Source organism: Rhodanobacter sp. PCA2 (genome assembly GCF_013620825.1).
Classification (GTDB): Bacteria; Pseudomonadota; Gammaproteobacteria; order Xanthomonadales; family Rhodanobacteraceae; genus Rhodanobacter_A.
Genome location: NZ_NJIC01000033.1, coordinates 43,655 through 65,495, shown reverse-complemented (window position 1 = coordinate 65,495; position 21,841 = coordinate 43,655). Strand labels below are relative to the sequence as shown.

Annotated in this window: 20 protein-coding genes and 1 pseudogene; 14 read left to right on the top strand and 7 right to left on the bottom strand. The window is 68.1% G+C overall.

Features of this window, described 5'->3' with window-relative positions; genetic code table 11:
- Window positions 1–3: 3 nt before the first annotated feature.
- The 3 genes from PCA_RS11285 to PCA_RS11275 are packed head-to-tail and all read right to left on the bottom strand — an operon-like array spanning window position 4 to window position 2,660.
- Entirely contained in the window at window positions 4–750 is a 747-nt protein-coding gene (locus PCA_RS11285; RefSeq protein WP_181302713.1) for an SDR family oxidoreductase, read from the bottom strand.
- A 28-nt stretch (window positions 751–778) separates the two neighbouring features.
- Window positions 779–1,654 carry an amidohydrolase family protein gene (locus PCA_RS11280; protein WP_181302712.1) on the bottom strand — a complete coding sequence of 292 codons (876 nt, stop codon included), beginning with the start codon at window positions 1,652–1,654 and terminating at the stop codon, window positions 779–781.
- Between the two features lie 10 nt (window positions 1,655–1,664).
- A complete protein-coding gene (locus PCA_RS11275) occupies window positions 1,665–2,660 on the bottom strand; it encodes an aldo/keto reductase (RefSeq protein WP_181302711.1) in 996 nt (331 codons plus the stop codon).
- 312 nt (window positions 2,661–2,972) lie between these two features.
- On the opposite strand from PCA_RS11275, the gene PCA_RS11270 reads away from it, so the two are divergent.
- From PCA_RS11270 to PCA_RS11260, 3 genes and pseudogenes are all read left to right on the top strand, one after another.
- Window positions 2,973–5,225: a family 20 glycosylhydrolase gene (locus PCA_RS11270; protein ID WP_181302710.1), complete on the top strand. Its 2,253-nt coding sequence runs from the start codon at window positions 2,973–2,975 to the stop codon at window positions 5,223–5,225.
- 564 nt (window positions 5,226–5,789) lie between these two features.
- Complete coding sequence (locus PCA_RS11265) at window positions 5,790–6,251, top strand: hypothetical protein (RefSeq protein ID WP_181302709.1); 462 nt, start codon at window positions 5,790–5,792, stop codon at window positions 6,249–6,251.
- Between the two features lie 55 nt (window positions 6,252–6,306).
- A pseudogene (locus PCA_RS11260) lies at window positions 6,307–6,477 on the top strand (type IV secretion system protein); the annotation flags it as partial.
- Window positions 6,478–6,679: 202 nt separating this feature from the next.
- Here the strand turns inward: PCA_RS11260 and PCA_RS11255 are convergent.
- Window positions 6,680–7,174 carry a thioesterase family protein gene (locus PCA_RS11255; RefSeq protein WP_181302708.1) on the bottom strand — a complete coding sequence of 165 codons (495 nt, stop codon included), beginning with the start codon at window positions 7,172–7,174 and terminating at the stop codon, window positions 6,680–6,682.
- Window positions 7,171–10,101: an excinuclease ABC subunit UvrA gene (uvrA, locus tag PCA_RS11250; RefSeq protein WP_181302707.1), complete on the bottom strand. Its 2,931-nt coding sequence runs from the start codon at window positions 10,099–10,101 to the stop codon at window positions 7,171–7,173. Before uvrA ends, PCA_RS11255 begins: the two co-directional genes overlap by 4 nt.
- Before the next feature lie 203 nt (window positions 10,102–10,304).
- Between uvrA and rplU the strand changes: the two genes are divergently transcribed.
- The 3 genes from rplU (at window position 10,305) to cgtA (ending at window position 12,153) form a co-directional block, all read left to right on the top strand.
- Window positions 10,305–10,619 (top strand): 50S ribosomal protein L21, encoded by a 315-nt coding sequence (gene rplU, locus PCA_RS11245; RefSeq protein ID WP_181302706.1) that lies wholly within the window; start codon window positions 10,305–10,307, stop codon window positions 10,617–10,619.
- A gap of 20 nt (window positions 10,620–10,639) precedes the next feature.
- Window positions 10,640–10,897, top strand: coding sequence for a 50S ribosomal protein L27 (rpmA, locus tag PCA_RS11240; RefSeq protein ID WP_181302705.1), 258 nt, complete (start codon window positions 10,640–10,642; stop codon window positions 10,895–10,897).
- Between the two features lie 185 nt (window positions 10,898–11,082).
- Window positions 11,083–12,153: an Obg family GTPase CgtA gene (cgtA, locus tag PCA_RS11235; protein WP_181302704.1), complete on the top strand. Its 1,071-nt coding sequence runs from the start codon at window positions 11,083–11,085 to the stop codon at window positions 12,151–12,153.
- A gap of 354 nt (window positions 12,154–12,507) precedes the next feature.
- Here the strand turns inward: cgtA and ccsA are convergent, their stop codons facing one another.
- Window positions 12,508–13,305 (bottom strand): cytochrome c biogenesis protein CcsA, encoded by a 798-nt coding sequence (gene ccsA / locus PCA_RS11230; protein WP_181302703.1) that lies wholly within the window; start codon window positions 13,303–13,305, stop codon window positions 12,508–12,510.
- A 118-nt stretch (window positions 13,306–13,423) separates the two neighbouring features.
- Between ccsA and PCA_RS11225 the strand changes: the two genes are divergently transcribed.
- The 8 genes from PCA_RS11225 to rplS all read left to right on the top strand — a co-directional run bounded on the left by PCA_RS11225 (window position 13,424) and on the right by rplS (window position 19,546).
- Window positions 13,424–13,708 carry an autorepressor SdpR family transcription factor gene (locus PCA_RS11225; protein WP_181302702.1) on the top strand — a complete coding sequence of 95 codons (285 nt, stop codon included), beginning with the start codon at window positions 13,424–13,426 and terminating at the stop codon, window positions 13,706–13,708.
- A complete protein-coding gene (locus PCA_RS11220) occupies window positions 13,708–14,376 on the top strand; it encodes an SdpI family protein (protein WP_181302701.1) in 669 nt (222 codons plus the stop codon). Before PCA_RS11225 ends, PCA_RS11220 begins: the two co-directional genes overlap by 1 nt.
- The gene (locus PCA_RS11215) at window positions 14,373–15,716 is read left to right on the top strand and encodes an alpha/beta fold hydrolase (RefSeq protein ID WP_181302700.1); all 1,344 of its coding nucleotides are present in this window, start codon (window positions 14,373–14,375) and stop codon (window positions 15,714–15,716) included. Before PCA_RS11220 ends, PCA_RS11215 begins: the two co-directional genes overlap by 4 nt.
- 70 nt (window positions 15,717–15,786) lie before the next feature.
- Complete coding sequence (gene ffh, locus PCA_RS11210) at window positions 15,787–17,172, top strand: signal recognition particle protein (protein WP_181302699.1); 1,386 nt, start codon at window positions 15,787–15,789, stop codon at window positions 17,170–17,172.
- Window positions 17,173–17,531: 359 nt separating this feature from the next.
- On the top strand, window positions 17,532–17,786 hold the full coding sequence (gene rpsP, locus PCA_RS11205; protein WP_181302698.1) for a 30S ribosomal protein S16: 255 nt from the start codon (window positions 17,532–17,534) through the stop codon (window positions 17,784–17,786).
- 2 nt (window positions 17,787–17,788) lie between these two features.
- On the top strand, window positions 17,789–18,304 hold the full coding sequence (gene rimM / locus PCA_RS11200) for a ribosome maturation factor RimM (RefSeq protein WP_181302697.1): 516 nt from the start codon (window positions 17,789–17,791) through the stop codon (window positions 18,302–18,304).
- Window positions 18,305–18,323: 19 nt separating this feature from the next.
- Window positions 18,324–19,076, top strand: coding sequence for a tRNA (guanosine(37)-N1)-methyltransferase TrmD (trmD, locus tag PCA_RS11195; protein WP_181302696.1), 753 nt, complete (start codon window positions 18,324–18,326; stop codon window positions 19,074–19,076).
- A gap of 71 nt (window positions 19,077–19,147) precedes the next feature.
- Window positions 19,148–19,546: a 50S ribosomal protein L19 gene (gene rplS, locus PCA_RS11190; RefSeq protein ID WP_181302695.1), complete on the top strand. Its 399-nt coding sequence runs from the start codon at window positions 19,148–19,150 to the stop codon at window positions 19,544–19,546.
- A 141-nt stretch (window positions 19,547–19,687) separates the two neighbouring features.
- Here the strand turns inward: rplS and PCA_RS11185 are convergent, their stop codons facing one another.
- Window positions 19,688–21,730: a GGDEF domain-containing phosphodiesterase gene (locus tag PCA_RS11185; protein ID WP_181302694.1), complete on the bottom strand. Its 2,043-nt coding sequence runs from the start codon at window positions 21,728–21,730 to the stop codon at window positions 19,688–19,690.
- Between the last annotated feature and the right edge of the window lie 111 nt (window positions 21,731–21,841).

Sequence of the window (21,841 nt, the reverse complement as noted above, 5' to 3'; positions counted from 1 at the left end):
GCATCAATTGGACCAGCCGCCGTCCACCACGTGGACGGTGCCGGTGGTGAAGGAGGACTCGTCCGAGGCGAGGTAGACCGCCAGCCGATGGGGCGCCTGGGCACGCCCGAAGAGATCGCCGCGCTGGCGGTCGGCGAAGCTTCGCCACACCGCCTGCTCGTCGCCGCCCAGCGCGCGCACGCGCTCGCCCAGCGACGGCGTCTTCACCGTGCCGGGACAAATCGCATTGCAGCGCACGCCGCGTCCCACGAAATCCGCGGCGACGGAGCGGGTCAGGCCGATCACCGCCGCCTTGGTGGCGCCGTAGGCGAAGCGGTTCGGCACGCCCTTGATGCTGGACGCCACCGAGGACATGTTGATGATGCTGCCGCCGCCGCGTTCCAGCATGCCCGGCAGCACCGCGCGGCACAGCCAGTACATGCTGTCCACGTTGATGCGGAACGAGCGCTGCCAGCTCGCCTCGTCGGTGTCCAGGATGGTGCCGGCGTGCACGTAGCCGGCACAGTTGAACAGCGCGTCGATCACCGGGTGGGCTTCGATCACGGCACGGATGTCCTCGGCGCGGGTGACGTCCAGCCGCTGCGCGGCGATCGCCGGGTGTTCATGCGCGAGGCTGGCCAGCGCGGCGTCGTCGATGTCGGTGGCGATCACCTGCGCGCCTTCGCGTGCGAACGCCAGGGCGGTGGCGCGGCCGATGCCGGCGCCGGCTGCGGTGACGAGGGCGTGCTTGCCGTGGAGTCGTCCGTTCATGTGCGTGGTTCCGGTGTGGTCGGCGGGTTCATGGGTGGCTTCCGGCTGCCTCGCGTTGGGCATGGGTGCGGCGCGGCCGGTAGAACGCCAGCGCGTTGCGGCTGAACACGCGTTCCAGCGCATGTGGCGCATGCCGCTGCACCAGCGCGCGGGCCAGCTCCAGCCACTCCGCGTAGCTGCCGCGCAGCGTGAGCACCGGCCAGTCGCTGCCCCAGATCAATCGTGCGGGGCCGAAGCATGCGAACAGATGGGCGACCCAGCGATCGAGCGCATCGGGCGACATGCCGGGGGCGAGTTCGGTGAGCAGGCCGGAGAACTTGCAGCAGATCTTGGGCAACTCGGCCAGCTCGTGGATGCGGGCGGCCCAGTCGTCGAAACCGTCGTGCACGATGTCGGGCTTGCCGGCGTGGTCGAGCACGGCGCGCAGCTCCGGTTCGCGCTGCAGCCGTCGCCGCAATGCCGGCAATTGCGCCGGCCGGACCAGGGCGTCGAAGCCCAGCTCCAGTTCCTGCAGGCAGCCGAACGCCGCGTCCAGCGCCGGACGCGCCAGCCAGCCCGGATCGGGGTGGTCCTGCGCCATCGGCCGCAAGCCCAGCAGCAGGCCCTCGCCGTCGCGGGCCAGCGCGCGGATGCGCAGGGCGGCATCGGGCGCCTCGAAATCGACCCAGCCGACCACGCCCAGGATGCCGGGGTCGGCGCGCGCCAGCTCGAACAGGTAGCGCGTTTCCGCCTCGGTCGCCGCCGCCTGCACCAGCACGCTGCCGGTCACGCCCGCGGCCGCCTGCTGCGCCGCCAGGTCGGCGGGCAGGAAGTCGCGCTGCAGCGCGGGGTCCGCGTCGCGCAGCCATGCGTAGTCGCCGCGATCCGTGCGCCAGTAGTGCCGATGGGCGTCGATCAGGTGCATGGCGCGCACTTCACGGCGTGCTCGCGCTGGCATCGAGCAGATCGGACTGGCGCAGCTCGTCCCACAACGCCGGCGGCAAGGGCGCCTGCATGCGTCGCACGGCGCTGTCGACCTCGTCCGGCGAACGCAGGCCGCAGACCACGGTGGCGACCGCGGGATGCGCCAGCGGGAACTGCAGTGCGGCGGCGCCGACCGTGGTGCCCAGACGGCTGCACAGGTCGTAGTAGCGCTGCGCGCGGGCGCGGGTGGCGGCGTCGGCCGGGGCGTAGTTGTAGGTGGCGCCCGGTGCGTCGTCTGCGCCGAGCAGGCCGGAGTTGTAGGGGCCGGCCGCCATCACGGCGACGTTGCGCTGCACCGCCTCGGCCATCAGCGGCGCGCTGTGGCGCTGCTCGAACAAGGTGTAGCGGCCGGCCAGCATGATCACGTCCAGCGCGAATTCCGGCATCACCTGCAGGCACACGTCCTGCTCGTTGACGCCCAGGCCGATCGCCTTGCAGACGCCCTGGCTGCGCAGCTCGGCCATCGCCGGCAGCGCCTCGTCCAGGGCCTGGCGCAGGACGGCGGGATGGCGCACGCCATGGGTCAGCGCGCCGATGTCGTGCAGCAGCAGGATCTCGACGTGGTCGGTGCCGAGCCGGCGCAGGCTGGATTCCAGCGAGCGCATCACGCCGTCGCGGCTGTAGTCGAACACGGCCCGGCGCCCGCTTACCGCGAAGCCGTCGTCGGGCGCCGGCTGGCTGGCGTCGGCATCCAGCAGCAGGCGGCCGACCTTGGTCGACAGGCTGTAGTCGCTGCGTGGAGTGCCCGCCAGCGCCGCGCCTAGGCGGGTTTCGCTCAGGCCATAGCCGTAATACGGGGCCGTGTCGAAGTGGCGGACGCCCGATTGCAAGGCGTGCTGCACGGTCTCGATGGCGTCGCTTTCCGTCACGCCCGCATACAGGTTGCCGATCGGCGCGCCGCCGAAGGACAGCCGCGGCAACCGCCGGGTGGCCTCGCGTCGCGGCATTCCCGCGGAGCGATGCAATGCGGCGTTTGCGCTGGCATGCGTCATGTTTTCACTCTGAATTGCGGGGTGCTTGCCGGATGCCGTTGGTCTGGCGGGCGATGGGACCGTGGCCGCTTGCTCGCGCGCAGCATGGCGTATCAGACCTTGCACGTTAGTGTGCACATATGAAACGATAATTTACAAGTGATTATGCGGGCTGGTGCAAAGGGTTCACGCCCCGGCAAGCAACTGGCTGCCCTGATTCACGACCGCTGCCTGGCGCGTGGCATGTGCAAGGCGGCGGACTCCGTCCAGATGCGAGGGGATGCATTGATGTCGAAGGTCCTTGTGCGATGCCTGCTCGGCTTGTCCGCGCTACTCCCCGTGGCGGCCCTGGCGGCCGGCATCGCGATCATTCCCCAACCCCGGCACCTGCAACAAGAACAAGGCAGTTACACGCTGGACGCGCACACCCGCGTGGAGGCGCCGAAGGACGCCCGCAGCGGCGAGATCGCCGCCTTCCTGCGCGAGGCGATCCGCGCGCAGACTGGCATCGCAGTGCACGAGGGCGGCGCCGCGCACGGCATCGTGCTGAAGCTCGATCCCGCCGTGCAGGGCGATGAGGCGTACCGGCTCGCGGTGACGCCGCAGCAGGTCACGATCAGCGCATCCACCGACAAGGGCCTGTTCTGGGGCGTGCAGACGCTGCGCCAGCTGCTGCCGGTGGCGAAGGCCGCGCAGGTGGAGATTCCGGCCGTGCGCATCGAGGACGCGCCCGCCTATGCCTGGCGCGGCGTGATGCTGGACGTCAGCCGGCATTTCTACCCGGTGGACTTCATCGAGAAGCAGCTCGACCTGCTGAGCTACTACAAGATCAACACCTTCCACTGGCATCTCACCGACGACCAGGGCTGGCGCATCGAGATCAAGCGCTATCCCAAGCTCACCAGCGTGGGCGCGTGGCGCACCGAGATGGACGGCACGCGCTACGGCGGTTTCTACACGCAGGCGCAGATCCGCGACGTGGTGGACTACGCGCGCCGGCGCAACATCACAGTGATTCCCGAGATCGAGATGCCGGGGCACAGCGTGGCGGCGATCGCCGCCTACCCGGAGCTGTCCTGCAGCAAGAAGCAGGTGCCGGTGACGACTGCCTGGGGCGTGCACGGCAACATCGACTGCGTGGGCAACGAGGGCACCTTCACCTTCCTCGAGAACGTGCTGGGCGAGGTGCTGCCGCTGTTCCCGTCGCCCTACGTGCACATCGGCGGCGACGAGGTGCCGAAGGGCAACTGGCACGAATGCGCATCCTGCCAGGCGCTGATGCGCAAGCTCGGACTGAAGGACGAGGAAGGGCTGCAGAGCTACTTCATCAAGCGCATCCAGCATTATCTCGAAAGCAAGGGCAAGACCCTGGTCGGCTGGGACGAGATACTCGAAGGCGGCGCCGACACGCACGCGGTCGTCGAGGCCTGGCGTGGTGCGGACGAGCAGGCCAAGGCGCTGGCGAACGGCAACCGCGTGGTGGTCGCCGGCCCGTTCTACCTGGATCGCCTGCCCGACCGGTTGGGCGTGCAGCAGGTGTTCCGCACCGACATCGCAGGCGATGGCGGCGACGGTGCGAAGTCGCGCGAGGCGAACCGCGCGGTGTTCGCGGCGCACCGCGCGCAACTGCTGGGCGCCGAGGCGCCGTTGTGGAGCGAGCGCGCGAACCCGTACAACGCCGAGTCCAGGCTGTACCCGCGCGTGCTCGCGCTGGCCGAGAACCTGTGGCGCGGCGACGCGCACGACGACGCGGCCTGGGCGGATTTCCACCAGCGGTTGCAGGCGCAGTACCCGCGGCTGGATGCGTGGCGGGTGGCCTACGGTCCGGAAGACCGTCGCGTGGTGAAATACATGATCGCGCCGAACGCGCAGGGTGGCTGGCAGCTGCAGGCGCAACGCGGCTTCGACGACCTGGTGAACCACTACACGCTGGACGGCAGCACGCCCGGTGCAGACTCGCCATCGTTCACCGACACGGTCGCCGTGCCGCATGCCGGCACCCTGAAGGTGGTGCCGTTCCGCCGGGGGCTGCGCTACGACGATCCGTCCGGTTTCGCCTTGGTCGAAAACCTCGCCGCCGGCAAGCCGTTGAACCTCGCCCAGCCGCCTTCGCCAAGCTATGCCGCCGCCGACGCGCTGATCGACGGCGTGCTGGGCGGCAGCGATTTCCACGATGGGCGGTGGGCGGGCTGGAACGACCGCGACATCGACGCCACCGTCGACCTGCAGCAGCCCACCACGATCCATTCGATCAGCATGAACTTCCTGCGCGACACCGGATCGCGCATCCTCCCGCCGCGCCAGGTGAGCTTCCTCGCCTCCATCGACGGCCAACACTGGACCACGCTGCAGGTCGATAAGCCGCAAGCCGATTTTTCGGATGCGGCGCCGCTGGATTACCACCTCTCGTACAAGGCGACCAGGCCGCTGAGCGCGCGCTATGTTCGTGTCGTCGCGACTCGCTACCTTGCCGTGCCGGCCGATTTCCCCGGCGGAGCCGCCGACACCTGGCTGTTCGCGGACGAGATCCTGGTGAAGTAGGCGAAACCGGTTTGCGAGCCGGGGTCATCCACCCCGGCCCGCCTGACTGCCGCAGTGCGACGGTTCGCGGCCGCCTGCATCCACGATGCAATGAGCGACGGCCACGGAGGCGCTCGCCTCGACAGGGGCGCACGCTCGGCACCGGCTCGATCGTGGTCGCCCGCCCGGGTCACGATTGCCACGGCACTTTCCCCGAGATTTAGGCCTTGTCCGATATTCCGTCGACAAGTGGCCCGATAGCGTCATTCCATGAGTCGCACGCTCGAATCATGGGCCCCGTTTCTCTCCGAAAGGGAATGTGATTTTCATTCCGGAAGCCGGGTCGGCTTTTTTTCGTCGAAATAATGGGCGGTGGGAGCAACCGGGGCCGTTTCCCGTTTCATTGGGGCGCCTCATGCGTCGCCGGCGGTTGTCGATATTTTCCCGATCCATCGGGAGTTTGTACGCCGACGGTGCAGTGGCTGCATTCCCGGGAATATCTATTGCTGTCTGGTTTGCGTGGTTTGCGTTGTTTGCATGGTTTGCAGGTTTTCGATTGCAATGATCGTCATGGAGAAATGATTGATGAGGGGACGCGTTTTCATTGCAATCGTGTTTGGCCTGCTTGCCCTGGCGGTTTTCGGGCAGTCACCGGGTCCCGATGACGCCCGGAAACGAAAAGCGCTGCTGCCCGAAGCTTTTCCCGACCAGGAGATGAGCCTGTATGTCGAGGTTCCGGCGACCGACGACGCCCTCAGCGACACGCCGACGTGGACGTTCAGGGGCACGTCGCTGGCGACCCGCCAGATCGCCGACTTCATGGCACGGGGAGCGCGGTCGCCTACCTATCTGGTGGTAGGGGGCGAGAATGATTCCGTCACCTGTGCCGCGGTGGCCAAGGCACTGGATACCTTCAAGGGCCAGTTCCTGCCGCTGCTGCACCTGGCGTTGATCGGCAATATTCAACAAGCCGAACAGCTTCGTCTGGCGGTCGAGGGCCTGGGTGCGGAGTACCGTGTGTTGCCGTCGCCGCCGCACGGCAATTGAAACGCTGCCGCAGGCGTGAATCCGTCCTGGCCCGTAGAGCGGGCCGGTTTTGATCATGCGTCGACAGCCAACTGACCCGGTTCCGTTTTATTGCCTGGGCACGGATCGTCCAAAGTCCGTTGCGGAGCAGCCGGGCCGCATAGCGACCGAACAGGCCGCGATCCGGAACGAACAGACGAAGCTGCAGCCCTGTCAGATGATGGCTGACGCCCAAGACCAAATCCAGGCGCGGCGTCAGAACGAAATCGACGCAGGCATCTGGGCATCCAGCGACGACATCCGGGCCGAGCCGCCAACGTTCGGCAAGAGGCCGCCCGCACAGACGGCCGACAAGGAACAGGTCATGGCCGCGCCATTGGAGCTGTTTCAGCTTGTCGGCAAGACGATAGATGATGCGGCGGGTGCTTTCGTGTTGCCGGGACTCGGGCTCAGCCCACCGCGTCGCGGATCGCCTGCGGCAGCTGCACCGGTTTGCCGTTGGCCGGGTCCATCCACACCATCACCACGTTGCCGTCGCAGTACAGGCGCCCGGCGTCGCCGGCATCCACGATGCGGTGGGCGATGGTCATGGAGCTGTTGCCGATGCGTTCGCAGTAGAGCTGCACGTGCAGTTGCGCCGGCCACTCGATGGGGCGGCGGTAGTTGAGCTGGACGGCGGCCATCACCGGCATGCTGTGCTCGTCGAACCACGGGCCGGGCACCTGCGTCAGCCATTGCAGCCGCGCTTCCTCCAGGTAGGTGAGGTAGTTGGAGTTGTTGACGTGGTTGAAGGCGTCGAGGTCGCGCCAGCGCGCGGTGATGTCGGCGGTGAACAGCGGTTGCGGCGCGGTTTGCGCAGCATCGCTGGCTGCCGGCGCAGCGGCGGGTTCGGCCTTCCTGCTGCGGCGCGCGGGCTTGGGCGATTCGTTTTCGATCTTGCTCATGAGGCCTTTTTCTTTCCGCGCATCGGCTTGTGCTTGTCGGCCGAGGCGATGTGCTTGAGGGTGGTCTTGTCGCGCCTGGCGGCGGTCTTGGCGGGACGCGCCGGCTTGAGGTGCGGCGCGAGGAAATGCCCGGTGTGCGAGCCCGGAGTGGCGGCCACGGTTTCCGGCGTGCCGGCGACCAGGATGCGGCCGCCGCCGGCGCCGCCTTCGGGGCCGAGGTCGACGATCCAGTCGGCGGTCTTGATCACGTCGAGGTTGTGCTCGATCACCACCACGGTGTTGCCCTGGTCGACGAGCTGGTGCAGCACGTCCAGCAGTTGCTCGATGTCGTGGAAGTGCAGGCCGGTGGTGGGCTCGTCGAGGATGTACAGCGTGTTGCCGGTGTCGCGCTTGCTCAGTTCCTTGGAGAGCTTCACGCGCTGCGCCTCGCCGCCGGACAGCGTGGTCGCGCTCTGGCCGAGCTTGATGTAGTCCAGGCCCACGGCGCGCAGGGTGTCGAGCTTGCGTGCGATGGTGGGCACGTTCTCGAACAGTTTCAGCGCATCCTCCACCGTCATGTCGAGGACGTCGGCGATGGTGTGGCCCTTGTAGTGGATCTCCAGCGTCTCGCGGTTGTAGCGCTTGCCGTGGCAGACGTCGCAGGGCACGTAGACGTCCGGCAGGAAGTGCATCTCCACCTTCAGCATGCCGTCGCCCTCGCAGGCCTCGCAGCGGCCGCCGCGCACGTTGAAGCTGAAGCGGCCCGGCTCGTAGCCGCGCGCGCGCGCCTCGGGCACCTGGGCGAACAGTTCGCGCAGCGGCGTGAACAGGCCGGTGTAGGTGGCGGGGTTGGAGCGCGGCGTGCGGCCGATCGGCGACTGGTCGATGTCGACCACCTTGTCGAACAGGTTCAGGCCTTCCACCGACTTGAACGGCGCGGCCTGCGCGCTGGCGCCGTTGAGTTCGCTGGCGGCAAGGCGGAACAAGGTGTCGTTGACGAGCGTCGACTTGCCCGAGCCGGAGACGCCGGTGACGCAGGTGAACAGGCCGGCGGGAATGTCCAGGTCCACGTTCTTGAGGTTGTTGCCGCTGGCGCCGTGCAGGCGCAGCCAGTATGCGTCGTCGTTGGGCTGGCGGCGCTGCTTCGGCACTTCGATGGCGCGCTCGCCGGTGAGGAACTGGCCGGTGACGGAGCGCCTGGAGGCGAGGATGTCCTTCACCGTGCCCTGCGCCACCACCTCGCCGCCGTGCACGCCGGCGCCGGGGCCGATGTCGAGCACGTGGTCGGCCATGCGGATGGCGTCCTCGTCGTGCTCGACCACGATCACCGTGTTGCCGAGGTCGCGCAGGCGGGTGAGCGTGCCGAGCAGGCGCTCGTTGTCGCGCTGGTGCAGGCCGATGGAGGGTTCGTCCAGCACGTACATCACGCCGACCAGGCCGGCGCCGATCTGCGAGGCGAGACGGATGCGCTGCGCCTCGCCGCCGGACAGCGAGTCGGCCTGGCGGTCCAGCGTGAGGTAGTTGAGGCCCACGTCGTTGAGGAAGGTGAGGCGCTCGCGGATCTCCTTCACGATCTTCGCCGCGATCTCGCCGCGCCAGCCGGTGAGCGTGAGTTCCGCGAAGAACGCCAGCGCGTCGTCGATGGAGCGGTTGGTGAGCGCGGGCAGCGCGTGGTCGGCCACGAACACGTTGCGGGCCGAGCGGTTCAGGCGCTGGCCTCCGCACTCGGGGCAGGGATGGTCGCTGATGTACTTCGCCAGCTCCTCGCGCACCGCGGCGGATTCGGTTTCCTTGTAGCGCCGTTCCAGGTTCGGCAGGATGCCTTCGAAGGCGTGCTCGCGGGTCACCCGGCCGCCGCGCTCGGTGAGGTAGCGGAAGGCGATCTTCTCCTTGCCGCTGCCGTTGAGGATCGCCTGCTGGGTGGCCTTGGGCAGGCCGGTCCAGGGCGTGTCCACGTCGAAGCCGTAGTGCGCGGCCAGCGACTGCAGCATCTGGAAGTAGTGCGGATTGCGCCGGTCCCAGCCGCGGATCGCGCCGCCGGACAGCGGCAGTTCCGGATGGCCCACCACGCGCGCGGGGTCGAACACCTGGGTCACGCCGAGGCCGTCGCAGGAAGGGCAGGCGCCGATCGGCGAGTTGAACGAGAACAGCCGCGGCTCCAGCTCCGGCAGCGAGTAGTCGCACACCGGGCAGGAATAGCGCGAGGAGAACAGCTGTTCCTTCGCGGACGGATCGTCCATGTCGGCCAGGATCACCAGGCCGTCGCCCAGCCGCAGCGCGGTCTCGAAGGATTCGGCGAGGCGCTGCTTGATGTCGTCGCGCGGGCGGAAGCGGTCGATCACCGCCTCGATGGTGTGCTTGATGCGCAGGCCCAGCGGTGGCACCGCGTCGAGGTCGTACACGGCGCCATCCACGCGGGCGCGCACGAAGCCCTGCGCGCGCAATTGCTCGAACACCTGCACGTGTTCGCCCTTGCGCTCGCGCACCACCGGGGCCAGCAGCATCCAGCGCTTCTCGGGATCGAGCGCGAGCGTGGCGTCCACCATCTGGCTCACCGTCTGCGCCTCCAGCGGGATGCCGTGGTCGGGGCAGCGCGGCGTGCCCACGCGGGCGTAGAGCAGGCGCAGGTAGTCGTACACCTCGGTGATCGTGCCCACGGTGGAGCGCGGGTTGTGCGAGGTGGATTTCTGCTCGATGGAAATCGCCGGCGACAGACCCTCGATGTGGTCGACGTCCGGCTTTTCCATCATCGACAGGAATTGCCGCGCGTAGGCCGACAGCGATTCCACGTAGCGGCGCTGGCCCTCCGCATAGATCGTGTCGAAGGCCAGCGAGCTCTTGCCCGAGCCGGACAGGCCGGTGATCACGATCAACCGGTCGCGCGGCAGGTCGAGATCGATGTTCTTGAGGTTGTGCGTACGTGCGCCGCGGATGCGGATGGTGTCCATGCGTGGGTCGCAACGGGGAAAAAGTGAACTATACCAAACTGGGCAGGTTAGTTATTGCCCGATGGAACCCGGATCTCGGCGCGCCGGGTTTCCGGCTGGTCAGGATTTGACCAGCGCGCCGCCGGCCGGCTACAATCCGCGGTTCGTCCGGCCCGAAAGGTCGTGACGGAACCCAAGAGAATAACGACAGAAGGGCCATTCCCATGAGTTACGCAGTCATCAAGACCGGCGGCAAGCAGTACCGCGTGCAGCAGGGCGACGTCCTGCGCGTGGAGCTGCTGGACGCCGAGGAAGGCGCCGCGGTCAGCTTCGACCAGGTGCTGCTGGTTGGCGAAGGCGGGTCGATCACCGTCGGTGCGCCGACCGTGTCTGGCGCCACCGTGTCCGCCACCGTGCGCAAGCACGGCCGCGCCGACAAGATCCGCATCGTCAAGTTCCGCCGCCGCAAGCACTTCAAGAAGCAGCAGGGCCATCGCCAGCACTTCACCGAAGTCGAGATCACGGGCATCAACGCCTGATACAGCCGGAGTAAACAGTCATGGCACACAAAAAAGGCGTAGGTTCGTCCCGCAACGGTCGCGACTCCAACCCGAAGTACCTGGGCGTGAAGGTGTACGGCGGCCAGGCCGTCGAGGCCGGCAACATCATCGTGCGTCAGCGCGGCACCCAGTTCCATGCCGGCACCGGCGTGGGCCTCGGCCGCGACCACACCTTGTTCGCCCTGGTGGACGGCAAGGTGGAGTTCAAGACCCGCGGCGAGCACAGCCGTCGTTTCGTCAGCGTCGTCAAGGGCTGAGCCCTTCCGAAGCTGCAGCGAAGGCCCCGCTTCGGCGGGGCTTTTGTTTTTCGAGGGCGGGGATTCGGGATTCGGGATTGGGGATTCGCAAAAGCTGCGTCCCGCCAGTCCGTTGCCGTATCGTTCCGAATGTTCCACAGCTCGCCTTTCCGTATCCCGTATCTCCGAATCCCGGCTCCCCACCCATGAAATTCGTCGACGAAGCAATCATCAAGGTCCAGGCCGGCGACGGCGGCAACGGCTGCGCGAGTTTCCGCCGCGAGAAGTTCATCCCGTTCGGCGGGCCGGACGGCGGCGACGGCGGCAGCGGCGGCTCGGTGTGGCTGGTGGCCGACGAGGGCCTGAACACCCTGGTCGATTTCCGCCACCAGCGCAGCTACAAGGCGCAGCGCGGCCAGAACGGCATGGGCAGCGACATGTACGGCAAGGGCGGCGAGGACGCCACGATCCGCGTGCCGGTGGGCACCATGGTCACCAACGTCGACACCGACGAAACCATCGGCGACCTCACCGCGCACGGCCAGCGCCTGCTGGTGGCGCAGGGCGGCAAGGGCGGCCTTGGCAACATCCACTTCAAGAGCTCGGTGAACCGCGCGCCGCGCCAGTTCACGAACGGTACGCCGGGCGAGTCGCGCGAGCTGAAACTGGAGCTGCGCCTGCTCGCCGACGTGGGCCTGCTCGGTTTTCCGAACGCGGGCAAGTCCACCTTCATCCGCGCGGTGTCGGCGGCCACGCCGCGCGTGGCGGATTACCCGTTCACCACCCTGCATCCGAACCTCGGCGTGGTGAGCCTGGGCACCGACCAGAGCTTCGTGATCGCCGACATCCCAGGCCTGATCGAGGGCGCGGCCGACGGCGCGGGCCTGGGCATCCAGTTCCTGCGCCACGTGGCGCGCACCAGCCTGCTGCTGCACCTGGTCGACATCGCGCCGATCGACGACACCGATCCGGTGGAACAGGTGCGCGCCATCGAGCACGAGCTGGCGAAGTTCAACCCGGAACTGCTGGAGCGGCCGCGCTGGCTGGTGCTGAACAAGTCCGACGCCTTGCCCGAAGACGAACGCCAGCGCGTGGCCGAGGACATCGTGCGCCGTCTCGACTGGAAGGAACCCTGGTTCCTCGTCTCGGCGCTGGCGCGCGAGAACACCATGGTCGTGTGCCAGCAGGTGCAGCGCTTCTTCGAGGAGCAGCACGTGGCGCATGCGGAAGAACGCGCCGAACTCGCGCCGGGCGACGTGCGTTTGCGCGGCGAGTGACACTCGGGCGTGCGGCCTGCGCGGAGATCCAGCCTCGTTCGCCCTGAGCGAAGACCCCACCGTTCGCCCTGAGCGTAGCGCCGAAGGTGCGCAGTCGAAGGGCTTGGGTCTCGGCCCGGTGACGTGTTTCGACTGCGCGGAACTTCGTTCCGCTACGCTCAACACGAACGGTTTTTGGGCTCGTTCGCCTCACGCGATGATCGAGCCTGTACATCCTGCGCGCTGACCCAGCCCCGTTCGCCCTGAGCGTAGCGCCGCAGGCGCGTAGTCGAAGGGAAGGGCTTGGCGATGCCAGGTGTTTCGACTGCGCGGAACTTCGTCCCACTGCGCTCAACCCGAACGGTTTGCGGGCTCTCACGCCGCGCGGTGCAGCACCAGCTCCAGCACCGCCTTGCTGCCGAAGAACGCCAGCAGCAGCACGGCCATGCCGATCAGGCACAGGTTCACCGCGCTGCGGCCGCGCCAGCCGTGCTTCCAGCGGCCCCACAGCAGCGTGCCGAAGATCAGCCACGCGACCACGCTGAGCACCGTGGTGTGGATCAGGTGCTGGGCGCGGATGTTCTGGATGAACAGCAGTCCGCTCAGCAGGGTGAGCGTGAGCAGGGCGAAGCCGGCGCCGATCAGGCGGAACAGCAGCGATTCGGTCTGGGTCAGCGGCGGCAGCGCGCGCACCAGCCGGATCGGGCGATGGGTGCGCAGGGCGCGTTCCTGCACCGCCAGCAGCACCGCCAGCACCGCGGCGATCGACAGCAGGCTGTAGCCCAGCAGCGCGATCGCCACGTGCAGGCTGATCTGCCAGTCCAGCGGATGCGGCGTGGTGGGCGGCGCGAAGAACACGTCCAGCGCCAGCAGCAGCGCGGCCAGCGGGAACACGATCACCCCAAGCCCGGCCACCGGCCGCGACAGGTTCACCAGCAGCGTCAGCGCGGCCACCACGCAGGCCACCAGCGACAGCGCGGCGAAGAAGTGCAGGTCCAACTGGCCGCCGTGCGCGCCCAGCAGCACCGCCGCGTGCAGCAGCACGGCCAGCGTGGCGGCGATCAGGCCCAGTCGCTGTGGCGTGCGCGGACAGCCGGTCAGCGGTGCGGCCAGCAGGCTGGCGCCGCCGAGATAGAACACGATGGCAAGTATGGATAGCAGCACGAGCGACATGATTCGCAGTGTCGCACAGCCGTTCGACAAACCGGAACGGTTCTCATCGCCGCATGGCACTTGCGATATTTAGAAAATTATCTAAATATCTAGACATGCACTGCGGACGATCCCGTCGATGAAGCAGCAGGAAGTATTCAAGGCCATGGCCGACCCGACCCGCCGCGCGATCCTCAAGCGACTGCAGGGCGGCCCGCTCACCGCCGGCGAAATCGGCGAGGCGTTCGACATCACGCCGGCCTCGCTGTCGCACCACTTCGCCGTGCTCAAGCACGCCGACCTGGTGCGCACCGAGCGGCGCGGCCAGTACATCGTCTATTCGCTCAACAGCACCGTGTTCGAGGACCTGGCGCGGATGCTGATGGACCTGTTCCCGACCAAGGGAAAAGCCGGAGGCAAGTGATGAAGCCCGCACGCACCCTGATCGTTTCCATCATCTTCGCAGCCATCGCCGTCGGCGTGGCGATCTGGCTCTGGCCGCACTTCCCGGCGCGCATGCCGACTCATTGGAACGCCAGCGGCCAGCCGAACGGCTACAGCACCCGCTTCTGGGCCGTGGCCATGTGGCCCCTGCTGATACTCGGGCTGGCCGCGCTGACCGTGGCGTTGCCGGCGATCTCGCCGCGCCGCTTCGAGATCACGCCCTTCGCCGACATCTACGGCGTGCTGATGCTGGCGATCCAGGGCGTGATGCTGGTGCTCGGCATCACGGCCATGCTGGCCGGCGCCGGCCACGCCGTGCCGATGACGACCATCGCGCCGCTCGCCATCGGCGTGCTGCTGATGGTGCTGGGCAATTACATGGGCAAGCTGCGCCGGAATTTCTTCGTCGGCATCCGCACGCCATGGACGCTGGCCAGCGAGGCGGTATGGGAGCGTACGCACCGGCTGGGCGGATGGATGTTCGTGCTGGCCGGGTTGGTGTTCGTGGCTGCCGGCATGGCCGGGGTCATGTCCCGCTGGCTGCTGGCCGTCATCGTGATCGTGCTGCTGCTTCCTGCCGGCTACTCGTATTTCATCTACCGGCGTCTCGAAGGGCGCCACCCGTCGTCGGGAGGAGATGCGCCATGAAACTGCGTTCGATGATGCCTGTCGCCATGGCCGTGGCGATCCTGTCCGCGCCTGCGGTCCACGCCGCGGAGGATGCGCCCTCGCAGGCGTGCATCGCCCATGCGGCCGCCTCGATCGATGCCTTGGCGCACGGCGACTATGCGGGCGCGCGCAAGGATTTCGGCGAGGTCATTGCGGGCAAGCTGGATGCCGCGAAGCTGGAGCAGGTGTGGAAGCAGGTGCAGGGCAGCGCGGGCGCCTACCAGTCGCACGATGCCGTGCAGCCGAAAGCCCTCGACGGCCATGCCGTTGCCGGCGCCATGTTGAGCTTCGCCAACATGCGGCTCGGTTTCGCCGCGGCCTGCGATGCGCAGGACCGGATCGCCACGTATCGCTTCGTGCCTGCCGGGGTATTCGCTACCGCCGTGGCGCAGAGTGTCGAAACCGATGGCGTGCGCGTGTCGCCCCTGGACGTGCCGACGCCGGTGGGCCCCTTGCACGGCGCGCTGACCTTGCCGCCGGGTGCCGGGCCATTCCCGGCGGTGGTGCTGGTAGCTGGTTCCGGCCCGCAGGACATGGACGAAACCATCGGCCCGAACAAGCCGTTCCGCGATATCGCCGAGGGCCTGGCCCGTGCCGGCATTGCCTCGCTGCGCTACGACAAGCGCACCTTCGATCACCCGGGGCACGGTGCCGATCTCACGATCGATGCCGAAGTGACCGACGATGCGGTGGCGGCGACCCGCCTGCTGGCGCAACAGCAAGGGATCGATCCGAAACGCGTGTTCGTGCTCGGCCACAGCCTGGGCGCGTCGATGGCGCCGCGCATCGGCCAGCGCGATCCGCAACTGGCCGGGCTGGTGCTGATGGCCGCGCCGGCGCGGAAGATCCTCGACGTGATCGAGCAGCAGGTGCGCGAGCAGCAGGCCAGGGCAGGGCGCCCGCCGGCGGCGATCAAGCAAGCGGTGCAGGCCGTTGCGCAGGAACGGAAGCTGCTGGCCGGCATCGCGCCGGGCCAGCCGGCGCCGGCCGGAACATACGGCGGCATGCCGCAAGCCTACTGGCTGGGCTGGTCGCGGGTCGATCCGTTGGCCGAGGCGAAGCAGTTGCCGTCGCTGCCCATGCTGATCCTGCAGGGCGGCAGCGATTTCCAGGTGTCGCCCACGCTGGATTTCGCCCATTGGCAGCAGGAGCTGGCCGGCCGGCCGCACACGGCCTTCCACCTGTATTCCGGACTCAGCCACCTGTTCATGCCGGCCGGTGCGACGGGGACGCTGGCCGATTACAAGACGCCCGGCCACGTGGATGCGCGCGTGATCGGCGACATCGCGGCCTGGGTGAAGGCGCAGCCGGCGCGTTGAGCCGGGCCGGTTCGAAGCCTGCGGGCGGCCTCGGTTATACTCGAACGTTCCGCATCCCGATGCCGCGCCCATGTTCGAATCGCTCAGCCAACGCCTTTCCACCACCGTCAACCGCCTGCGCGGCCGCGGCCGGCTGACCGAGGAAAACATCCGCGAGGCCTTGCGCGAGGTGCGCATCGCCCTGCTCGAGGCCGACGTGGCGCTGCCGGTGGTGCAGGCGCTGATCCAGCGCGTCAAGGTGCGCGCGGTGGGCCAGGACGTGCTGAAGAGCCTGTCGCCCGGCCAGGCGCTGGTGAAGGTGGTCAGCGACGAGCTGACCGCGGTGATGGGCACGGCGAACAGCGAGCTGAACCTCGCCGTCACGCCGCCCGCGGTGGTGCTGATGGCCGGCCTGCAGGGCGCGGGCAAGACCACCACGGTGGCCAAGCTGGCGCGCCTGCTCACCGAGCGCAAGAAGAAAAAGGTGATGGTGGTGAGCTGCGACGTCTACCGTCCGGCCGCCATCGAGCAGTTGCGCACGCTGGCCGGTCAAGTGGGCGTGAAGTTCTTCCCGTCCGAGGCGGGGCAGGACCCGGTGCAGATCGCGAAGGACGCGGTCGCCGCGGCCCGCCGCGAAGTGGTCGACGTGCTGCTGGTCGATACCGCCGGCCGCCTGCACGTGGACGAGGCGATGATGGCCGAGATCAAGGCGCTGCACGCCGCGATCACCCCGGTCGAAACCCTGTTCGTGGTCGACTCGATGACCGGCCAGGACGCCGCCACCACCGCCAAGGCCTTCGCCGACGCGCTGCCGCTCACCGGCGTGGTGCTCACCAAGACCGACGGCGACGCCCGCGGCGGTGCGGCGCTCTCGGTGCGCTACATCACCGGCCGGCCGATCAAGTTCCTCGGCGCCGGCGAGAAGACCGACGCGCTGGAGCCGTTCCACCCGGACCGCCTGGCGCAGCGCATCCTCGGCATGGGCGACGTGCTGTCGCTGGTCGAGGAAGTCGAGCGCAAGGTCGACCACGAGAAGGCGCAGAAGCTGGCCCAGAAGGTGATGAAGGGCAAGCGCTTCGACCTCGAGGACATGCGCGACCAGCTCGACCAGATGAGCAACATGGGCGGCCTGGCCGGCCTGATGGACAAGCTGCCCGGCGTCTCCGGCCTGCCCGACAGCGTGAAATCCAAGGTCAACGACGGCGAGATCAAGCGCATGGTGGCGATCATCGGCTCGATGACGCCGAAGGAACGCCGCCACCCCGACCTCCTGAACGGCTCGCGCCGCGCCCGCGTGGCGAAGGGCTCCGGCACCCAGCCCGCCGACGTCAACCGCCTGCTCAAGCAGTACATGCAGATGGAGAAGATGATGTCCAAGCTCTCCCGCGGCGGCGGCAAGGGCCTGCTGCGGCAGATGAGCGGCGCGCTGAAGGGCATGGGCGGAATGGGTGGCATGGGCGGCCTGCCGCCGCGTTGACGGGCGGGACCGGGCCCAGGACCGAGGCCAGAGTCAGGGGCACGGCCAGAGCCAGGATTCAAGCCGGAGCCAGTCAACGGGCCATGGATGGCCCGCGCGTCATCCCGGCGCAGCGCGACGGGATGACGGAGCTGAGTCCGGCGTCAGCCGGATTCGGCGAGCCATGAAAGGGCAGGAAAGCCCTTTCATGGCAATCAGGTAGCCGCTTTGGCCGTTGACAGAGCCGCACCGGTGCTTGCGGGAGCCGGTAACTGCGGCAAACCCTTCCATTTTTCCGCCCGTACCCCTAAAATGCCGCGTTTACCGCGCACGGCCTCGTGCGTGTGGCCGGCGATTCCGGCATCTCTGGAGCTTTCATCATGGTCAAGATTCGTCTTTCGCGCGGTGGCGCCAAGGGCCGCCCGTTCTACCACGTCGTGGTCACCGATCAGCGCAACAAGCGCGACGGCCGCAACATCGAGAACGTCGGTTTCTACAACCCGGTTGCCTCGGGCAAGGACAAGCGCCTCGAGCTGAACGTCGCGCGCGTGCAGGAGTGGGTGGGCAAGGGCGCCCAGCTGAGCGACAAGGTTGCCGCCCTGGTCAAGGAAGCCGGCAAGCAGCAGGCGGCCTGAGCGTGACGGCAGCCGGTCGGCGCGTCCTGGTCGGACGCATCGTCGGGCTGTATGGCGTGCAGGGCTGGGTCAAGATCGAATCCTGGACCGAGCCGCGCACGAAGATCTTCGATTACCACCCCTGGCTGCTGGCAACGGCGCCGGATGTGGTCACGGAGATCGCGGGAGCGAAAGGGCGCCCGCAGGGCAAGGGCCTGGTGGCCCATCTGCCCGGCGTGGACGACCGCGAAACGGCAGCCGCCCTCGTCGGCAGCGACATCCATGTCGCCCGCGAGCAGCTGCCGCCTCCCGGCAAGGACGAGTATTACTGGGTCGACCTCGAAGGCTTGGAGGTCGTCACCACCGAAGGCGCGGCGCTCGGGCGGGTCAGCCACCTGTTCGCCACCGGCGCCAACGACGTGGTGGTGGTGCGGGACGGCGAGCGCGAGCGGCTGGTCCCCTTCATCCAGGGCAGTTACGTGCGTTCGGTGGACCTGTCCGGCGGGCGCATGGTGGTGGACTGGGATCCCGAATTCTGAAGGCTGGAGTTTGAGATCCATGCGCATCGATGTCGTCACGCTGTTTCCCGACTTCATGCGCCAGTGCGCCGCCGTCGGTGTGGTGGGACGCGCGCAGCAGCGCGAGCTGTTGCAGGTGGAAACCTGGAACCCGCGCGACTACGCCACCGACAACTACCGTACCGTGGACGGCCGCACCTGCGGCGGCGGGCCCGGGATGGTGATGCTGATCGAGCCCTTGCGGGCGGCCCTGAAGGCCATGCGCGAGGCCGCGCCGGAACCGGCGCACGTGATTTACCTCAGCCCGCAGGGAGCGCGGCTGACGCAGGGCAGGGTGGAGGCGCTGGCCAGGTTGCCGCGCATCGCCTTGCTCTGCGGGCGTTACGAGGGAGTGGACGAGCGCCTGCTGGCGCATGAGGTCGACGAGGAGCTTTCCATCGGCGACTACGTGCTGTCCGGCGGCGAACTGGGTGCTGCCGTGGTGATCGACGCGGTGGGCAGGTTGCAGGAAGGCGCGTTGAACGACGCGCAGTCCGCCGAGCAGGATTCGTTCTCGAACGGCCTGCTGGACTGCCCGCACTACGCGAAGCCGGTGCGGGACGCCTACGGCGAGGTGCCGGCGGTGTTGCTCTCCGGCGACCACGCGGCGATCCGCCGCTGGCGCCTGAAGCAGGCGCTGGGCCGGACCTGGTTGCGGCGCCCGGAGCTGTTGGCGCAACGCGCGCTGGATGCGGAATCCCGCGCGTTGCTGGAAGAATTCCGTCGCGAATACCACGCGGCGGGTGGACAATAAACAACGCGGCCACGGAAAGCCGCCGCTAGAAACCAAGCGGTCACGGAACGCCGCAAACCACTGAGGTCGCCATGAACAAGATCATCCAGCAGTTCGAAGCCGAGCAGATCACCCGTCCCTTGCCGGAATTCGGCGCCGGCGACACCGTGGTGGTCAACGTCAAGGTGAAGGAAGGCAATCGCGAGCGCGTGCAGGCCTTCGAGGGCATCGTCATCGCCAAGCGCAGCCGCGGCCTGCATTCGGCCTTCACGGTGCGCAAGATTTCGCACGGCACCGGCGTGGAGCGCGTGTTCCAGGCGCACAGCCCGGCGATCGATTCGGTCGAGGTGAAGCGCAAGGGCAAGGTGCGCGGCGCCAAGCTGTATTATCTGCGTGGCCTGGAAGGCAAGGCCGCCCGCATCAAGGAAGACATCGCCGCCGCCGCCGCGATCAAGGCCGCGAACAAGGCCGCTGCCGCCAGCGCCGAGTAATCGCGCCCGCATCTTGATGCAAACGAAAACCCGCGGAGCGATCCGCGGGTTTTTCGTGTCTGCCGTCCGGAGCGGCCTGTCGCTGGGCGATCGCCGACGTGTCGCCCGGAGCCGTCCGCGCGACTCGCCGGCCGCGCCGGGTCATTCGAGCCGCTGCGGCATCTGCAGGAAGTTGCCCTGCACGAAGTCCACGCCGGCGGCGAACAGCAGCGAGGTGCTGGTGGCGTCCTCGACCCACTCGGCGATGGTCTGCTTTCCCAGTGCGTGCGCCTGCTGGCACAGCTCGCCCACCTTCTTCTGGTTCTCGGGGTGCTGCGGCAGGTCGGCCATGTAGCTGCGGTCGATCTTGAGGTAGTCCGCGTCGATGTGGTTGAGCAACTGGAACGAGTTCAGGCCGGAGCCGAACTGCTCCAGCGCGAAGCGGCCGCCCAGCCGCTTCCACGCGGTGACGAATTCCTGCGCCGGGCGCAGCAGCGTCATCACCTTGCTCTCGGTCATCTCCAGCACCAGCCGGCCGCGCCGCAGCCTGGCCTGCGCGAGGCGTTCGCCCAGCCACGACAGCAGCGTCTGGTCCCGCAGCGAGGCGGCGGTGAGCTTGACGAAGAACGTGGTCGGCTGGCCCAACCCCTCGCGTTGCCGCAGCGCCTGCAGGGCGTGTTCCAGCACCCAGCGGTCGATCGCGCCGGTGAGCGCGTGCTTCTCGGCGATCGGCATGAAGAAGCCCGGCAGCACCTCGCCCTGCGGGCCGTTCATGCGCAGCAGGATTTCCGAGTAGTCGCCCTCGGCGTCCTGCAAGCTGACGGTCTGCTGGTGGTAGAGCACCAGGCCTTCGCCTTCCAGCGCGTTGCGCAGCAGGTCCAGCCAGTAGCGCTCGCGTTCCTCGTCGGCCTTCTCGCGCGCGGCGGGATCGTGCAGCTCGATCTGGTTGTTGCCCAGGCTCTGGGCGGTGCGCAAGGCCTGGCTGGCCTGGTTGAGCAGCAGCTCGGCGTTCGCGTTCTTTTCGCCCAGCAGGCTGCCGCCCACGCTGGCGGTGACCGTGATGGAGCGCGCGCCGGCGTCGAAGATCTCGCTGCCGATGCGCTGCTGCAGCCTGGTGATCCACTCGCGGATCGCCTCGTCCGGACGGGAGTCCAGGACCACGCCCAGCGTGTGCTCGGCCAGCATGCCGGCGACGTCGCCGGCGCCCAGCAACATGCGCACGCGGGCGGAAAAGCCGGCCAGCAGTTCGTCGGCCTTGGCCAGGCCGATGCCGCCCACCAGCGCGGTCCAGTTGTCCGGCTCGACCAGCAGCAGCGACTGGCCCTTCCTGCCGTTCGCGGCGTCGGCCACGGCGCGGCCGATCTCCTCCAGCATGTGCGCGCGGTTGTACAGGCCGGTCACCGGGTCGCGCTGCAGCTGGTCCAGCATCGCCGGGTCGACCACCTGGCGGCGGAACACTATCTGCAGGCAGGGTTCGCCCTCGAACGTCGCCGGCGCGAATTCGACCGTTGCGTCGAACGGGCCGCCGTCGGCGCGGCGGGCGCGCAGGCTGACCTGGTTCGGCAGCTTTTCCTGGCGCGAATGGCCGCGCAGCAGGTTCTTGAATTCGTCCACGTTCGCGGCATCGATCATGTCCAGGATGGGCATGCCGAGCAGGTCGTCGAAGCTCTCGTGGCCGAAGGTTTCCAGGTAGGCCTGGTTCGCGCGCACGTGCACGCCTTCGTGCACGTAGGTGATGGCGTCGCGGGAGGAGTCGAGCAGCGCGTCGCAGCGGCGCTCCAGCTCGCGCTGCGTGGCTTCCAGCCGGCGCAGCTGGCGGCGGGTCTGCAAGGCGTCGAACTCGCGACGCAGCACCGCCAGCAACTGGCCCGGCATGTTGCGCGCGGCGATCCCCTGCACGCCGTACTCGTACAGCTCCGCCACCTGCTGGTTGTCCACCGTGCCGACCAGGCCGAGCAGCGCGTAGTCGCTGCCCAGGGCGTCGAGCATGCGCTTCACCTCGGGCAAGGCGATGGAGCCGTTCGCCGGGTCGAACATCACCAGGTCCGGTTCCAGTTCGGCCAGCGCCGCCTGCACCTGGTCCGCGGTGGTGGCGCGTGCCGGCCGCACCGCGATGCCGGTGTTGCGCAGCAGGCTGATGATCTGCTCCGCCTCTTCGACCGAGTGCTCGATGAAGAGGATCCTGATGACGAAGTCTTTTTTCATGGGTTGCCGGTGTCGCGGAGGGCGTAACGGGCGCCCGCCTTTCCCCGCGAGACGCTCCGGTGATTCGGTTGTAGCGGATTGCTGATGGAACTGCCAGCGAATGACCGAACG

Excerpts from the sequence above, each read along its gene's own strand:
- PCA_RS11255 (WP_181302708.1), bottom strand. The coding sequence starts at position 7,174 with ATGAGCAAGATCGAAAACGAATCGCCCAAGCCCGCGCGCCGCAGCAGG.
- uvrA (WP_181302707.1), bottom strand. The coding sequence starts at position 10,101 with ATGGACACCATCCGCATCCGCGGCGCACGTACGCACAACCTCAAGAAC.
- ccsA (WP_181302703.1), bottom strand. The coding sequence starts at position 13,305 with ATGTCGCTCGTGCTGCTATCCATACTTGCCATCGTGTTCTATCTCGGC.
- rpmA (WP_181302705.1), top strand. The coding sequence starts at position 10,640 with ATGGCACACAAAAAAGGCGTAGGTTCGTCCCGCAACGGTCGCGACTCC.
- ffh (WP_181302699.1), top strand. The coding sequence starts at position 15,787 with ATGTTCGAATCGCTCAGCCAACGCCTTTCCACCACCGTCAACCGCCTG.
- PCA_RS11280 (WP_181302712.1), bottom strand. The coding sequence starts at position 1,654 with ATGCACCTGATCGACGCCCATCGGCACTACTGGCGCACGGATCGCGGC.
- rplU (WP_181302706.1), top strand. The coding sequence starts at position 10,305 with ATGAGTTACGCAGTCATCAAGACCGGCGGCAAGCAGTACCGCGTGCAG.
- PCA_RS11275 (WP_181302711.1), bottom strand. The coding sequence starts at position 2,660 with ATGCCGCGACGCGAGGCCACCCGGCGGTTGCCGCGGCTGTCCTTCGGC.
- PCA_RS11285 (WP_181302713.1), bottom strand. The coding sequence starts at position 750 with ATGAACGGACGACTCCACGGCAAGCACGCCCTCGTCACCGCAGCCGGC.
- trmD (WP_181302696.1), top strand. The coding sequence starts at position 18,324 with ATGCGCATCGATGTCGTCACGCTGTTTCCCGACTTCATGCGCCAGTGC.
- PCA_RS11265 (WP_181302709.1), top strand. The coding sequence starts at position 5,790 with ATGAGGGGACGCGTTTTCATTGCAATCGTGTTTGGCCTGCTTGCCCTG.
- cgtA (WP_181302704.1), top strand. The coding sequence starts at position 11,083 with ATGAAATTCGTCGACGAAGCAATCATCAAGGTCCAGGCCGGCGACGGC.
- rplS (WP_181302695.1), top strand. The coding sequence starts at position 19,148 with ATGAACAAGATCATCCAGCAGTTCGAAGCCGAGCAGATCACCCGTCCC.
- PCA_RS11270 (WP_181302710.1), top strand. The coding sequence starts at position 2,973 with ATGTCGAAGGTCCTTGTGCGATGCCTGCTCGGCTTGTCCGCGCTACTC.
- PCA_RS11185 (WP_181302694.1), bottom strand. The coding sequence starts at position 21,730 with ATGAAAAAAGACTTCGTCATCAGGATCCTCTTCATCGAGCACTCGGTC.
- PCA_RS11215 (WP_181302700.1), top strand. The coding sequence starts at position 14,373 with ATGAAACTGCGTTCGATGATGCCTGTCGCCATGGCCGTGGCGATCCTG.
- PCA_RS11225 (WP_181302702.1), top strand. The coding sequence starts at position 13,424 with ATGAAGCAGCAGGAAGTATTCAAGGCCATGGCCGACCCGACCCGCCGC.
- PCA_RS11220 (WP_181302701.1), top strand. The coding sequence starts at position 13,708 with ATGAAGCCCGCACGCACCCTGATCGTTTCCATCATCTTCGCAGCCATC.
- rpsP (WP_181302698.1), top strand. The coding sequence starts at position 17,532 with ATGGTCAAGATTCGTCTTTCGCGCGGTGGCGCCAAGGGCCGCCCGTTC.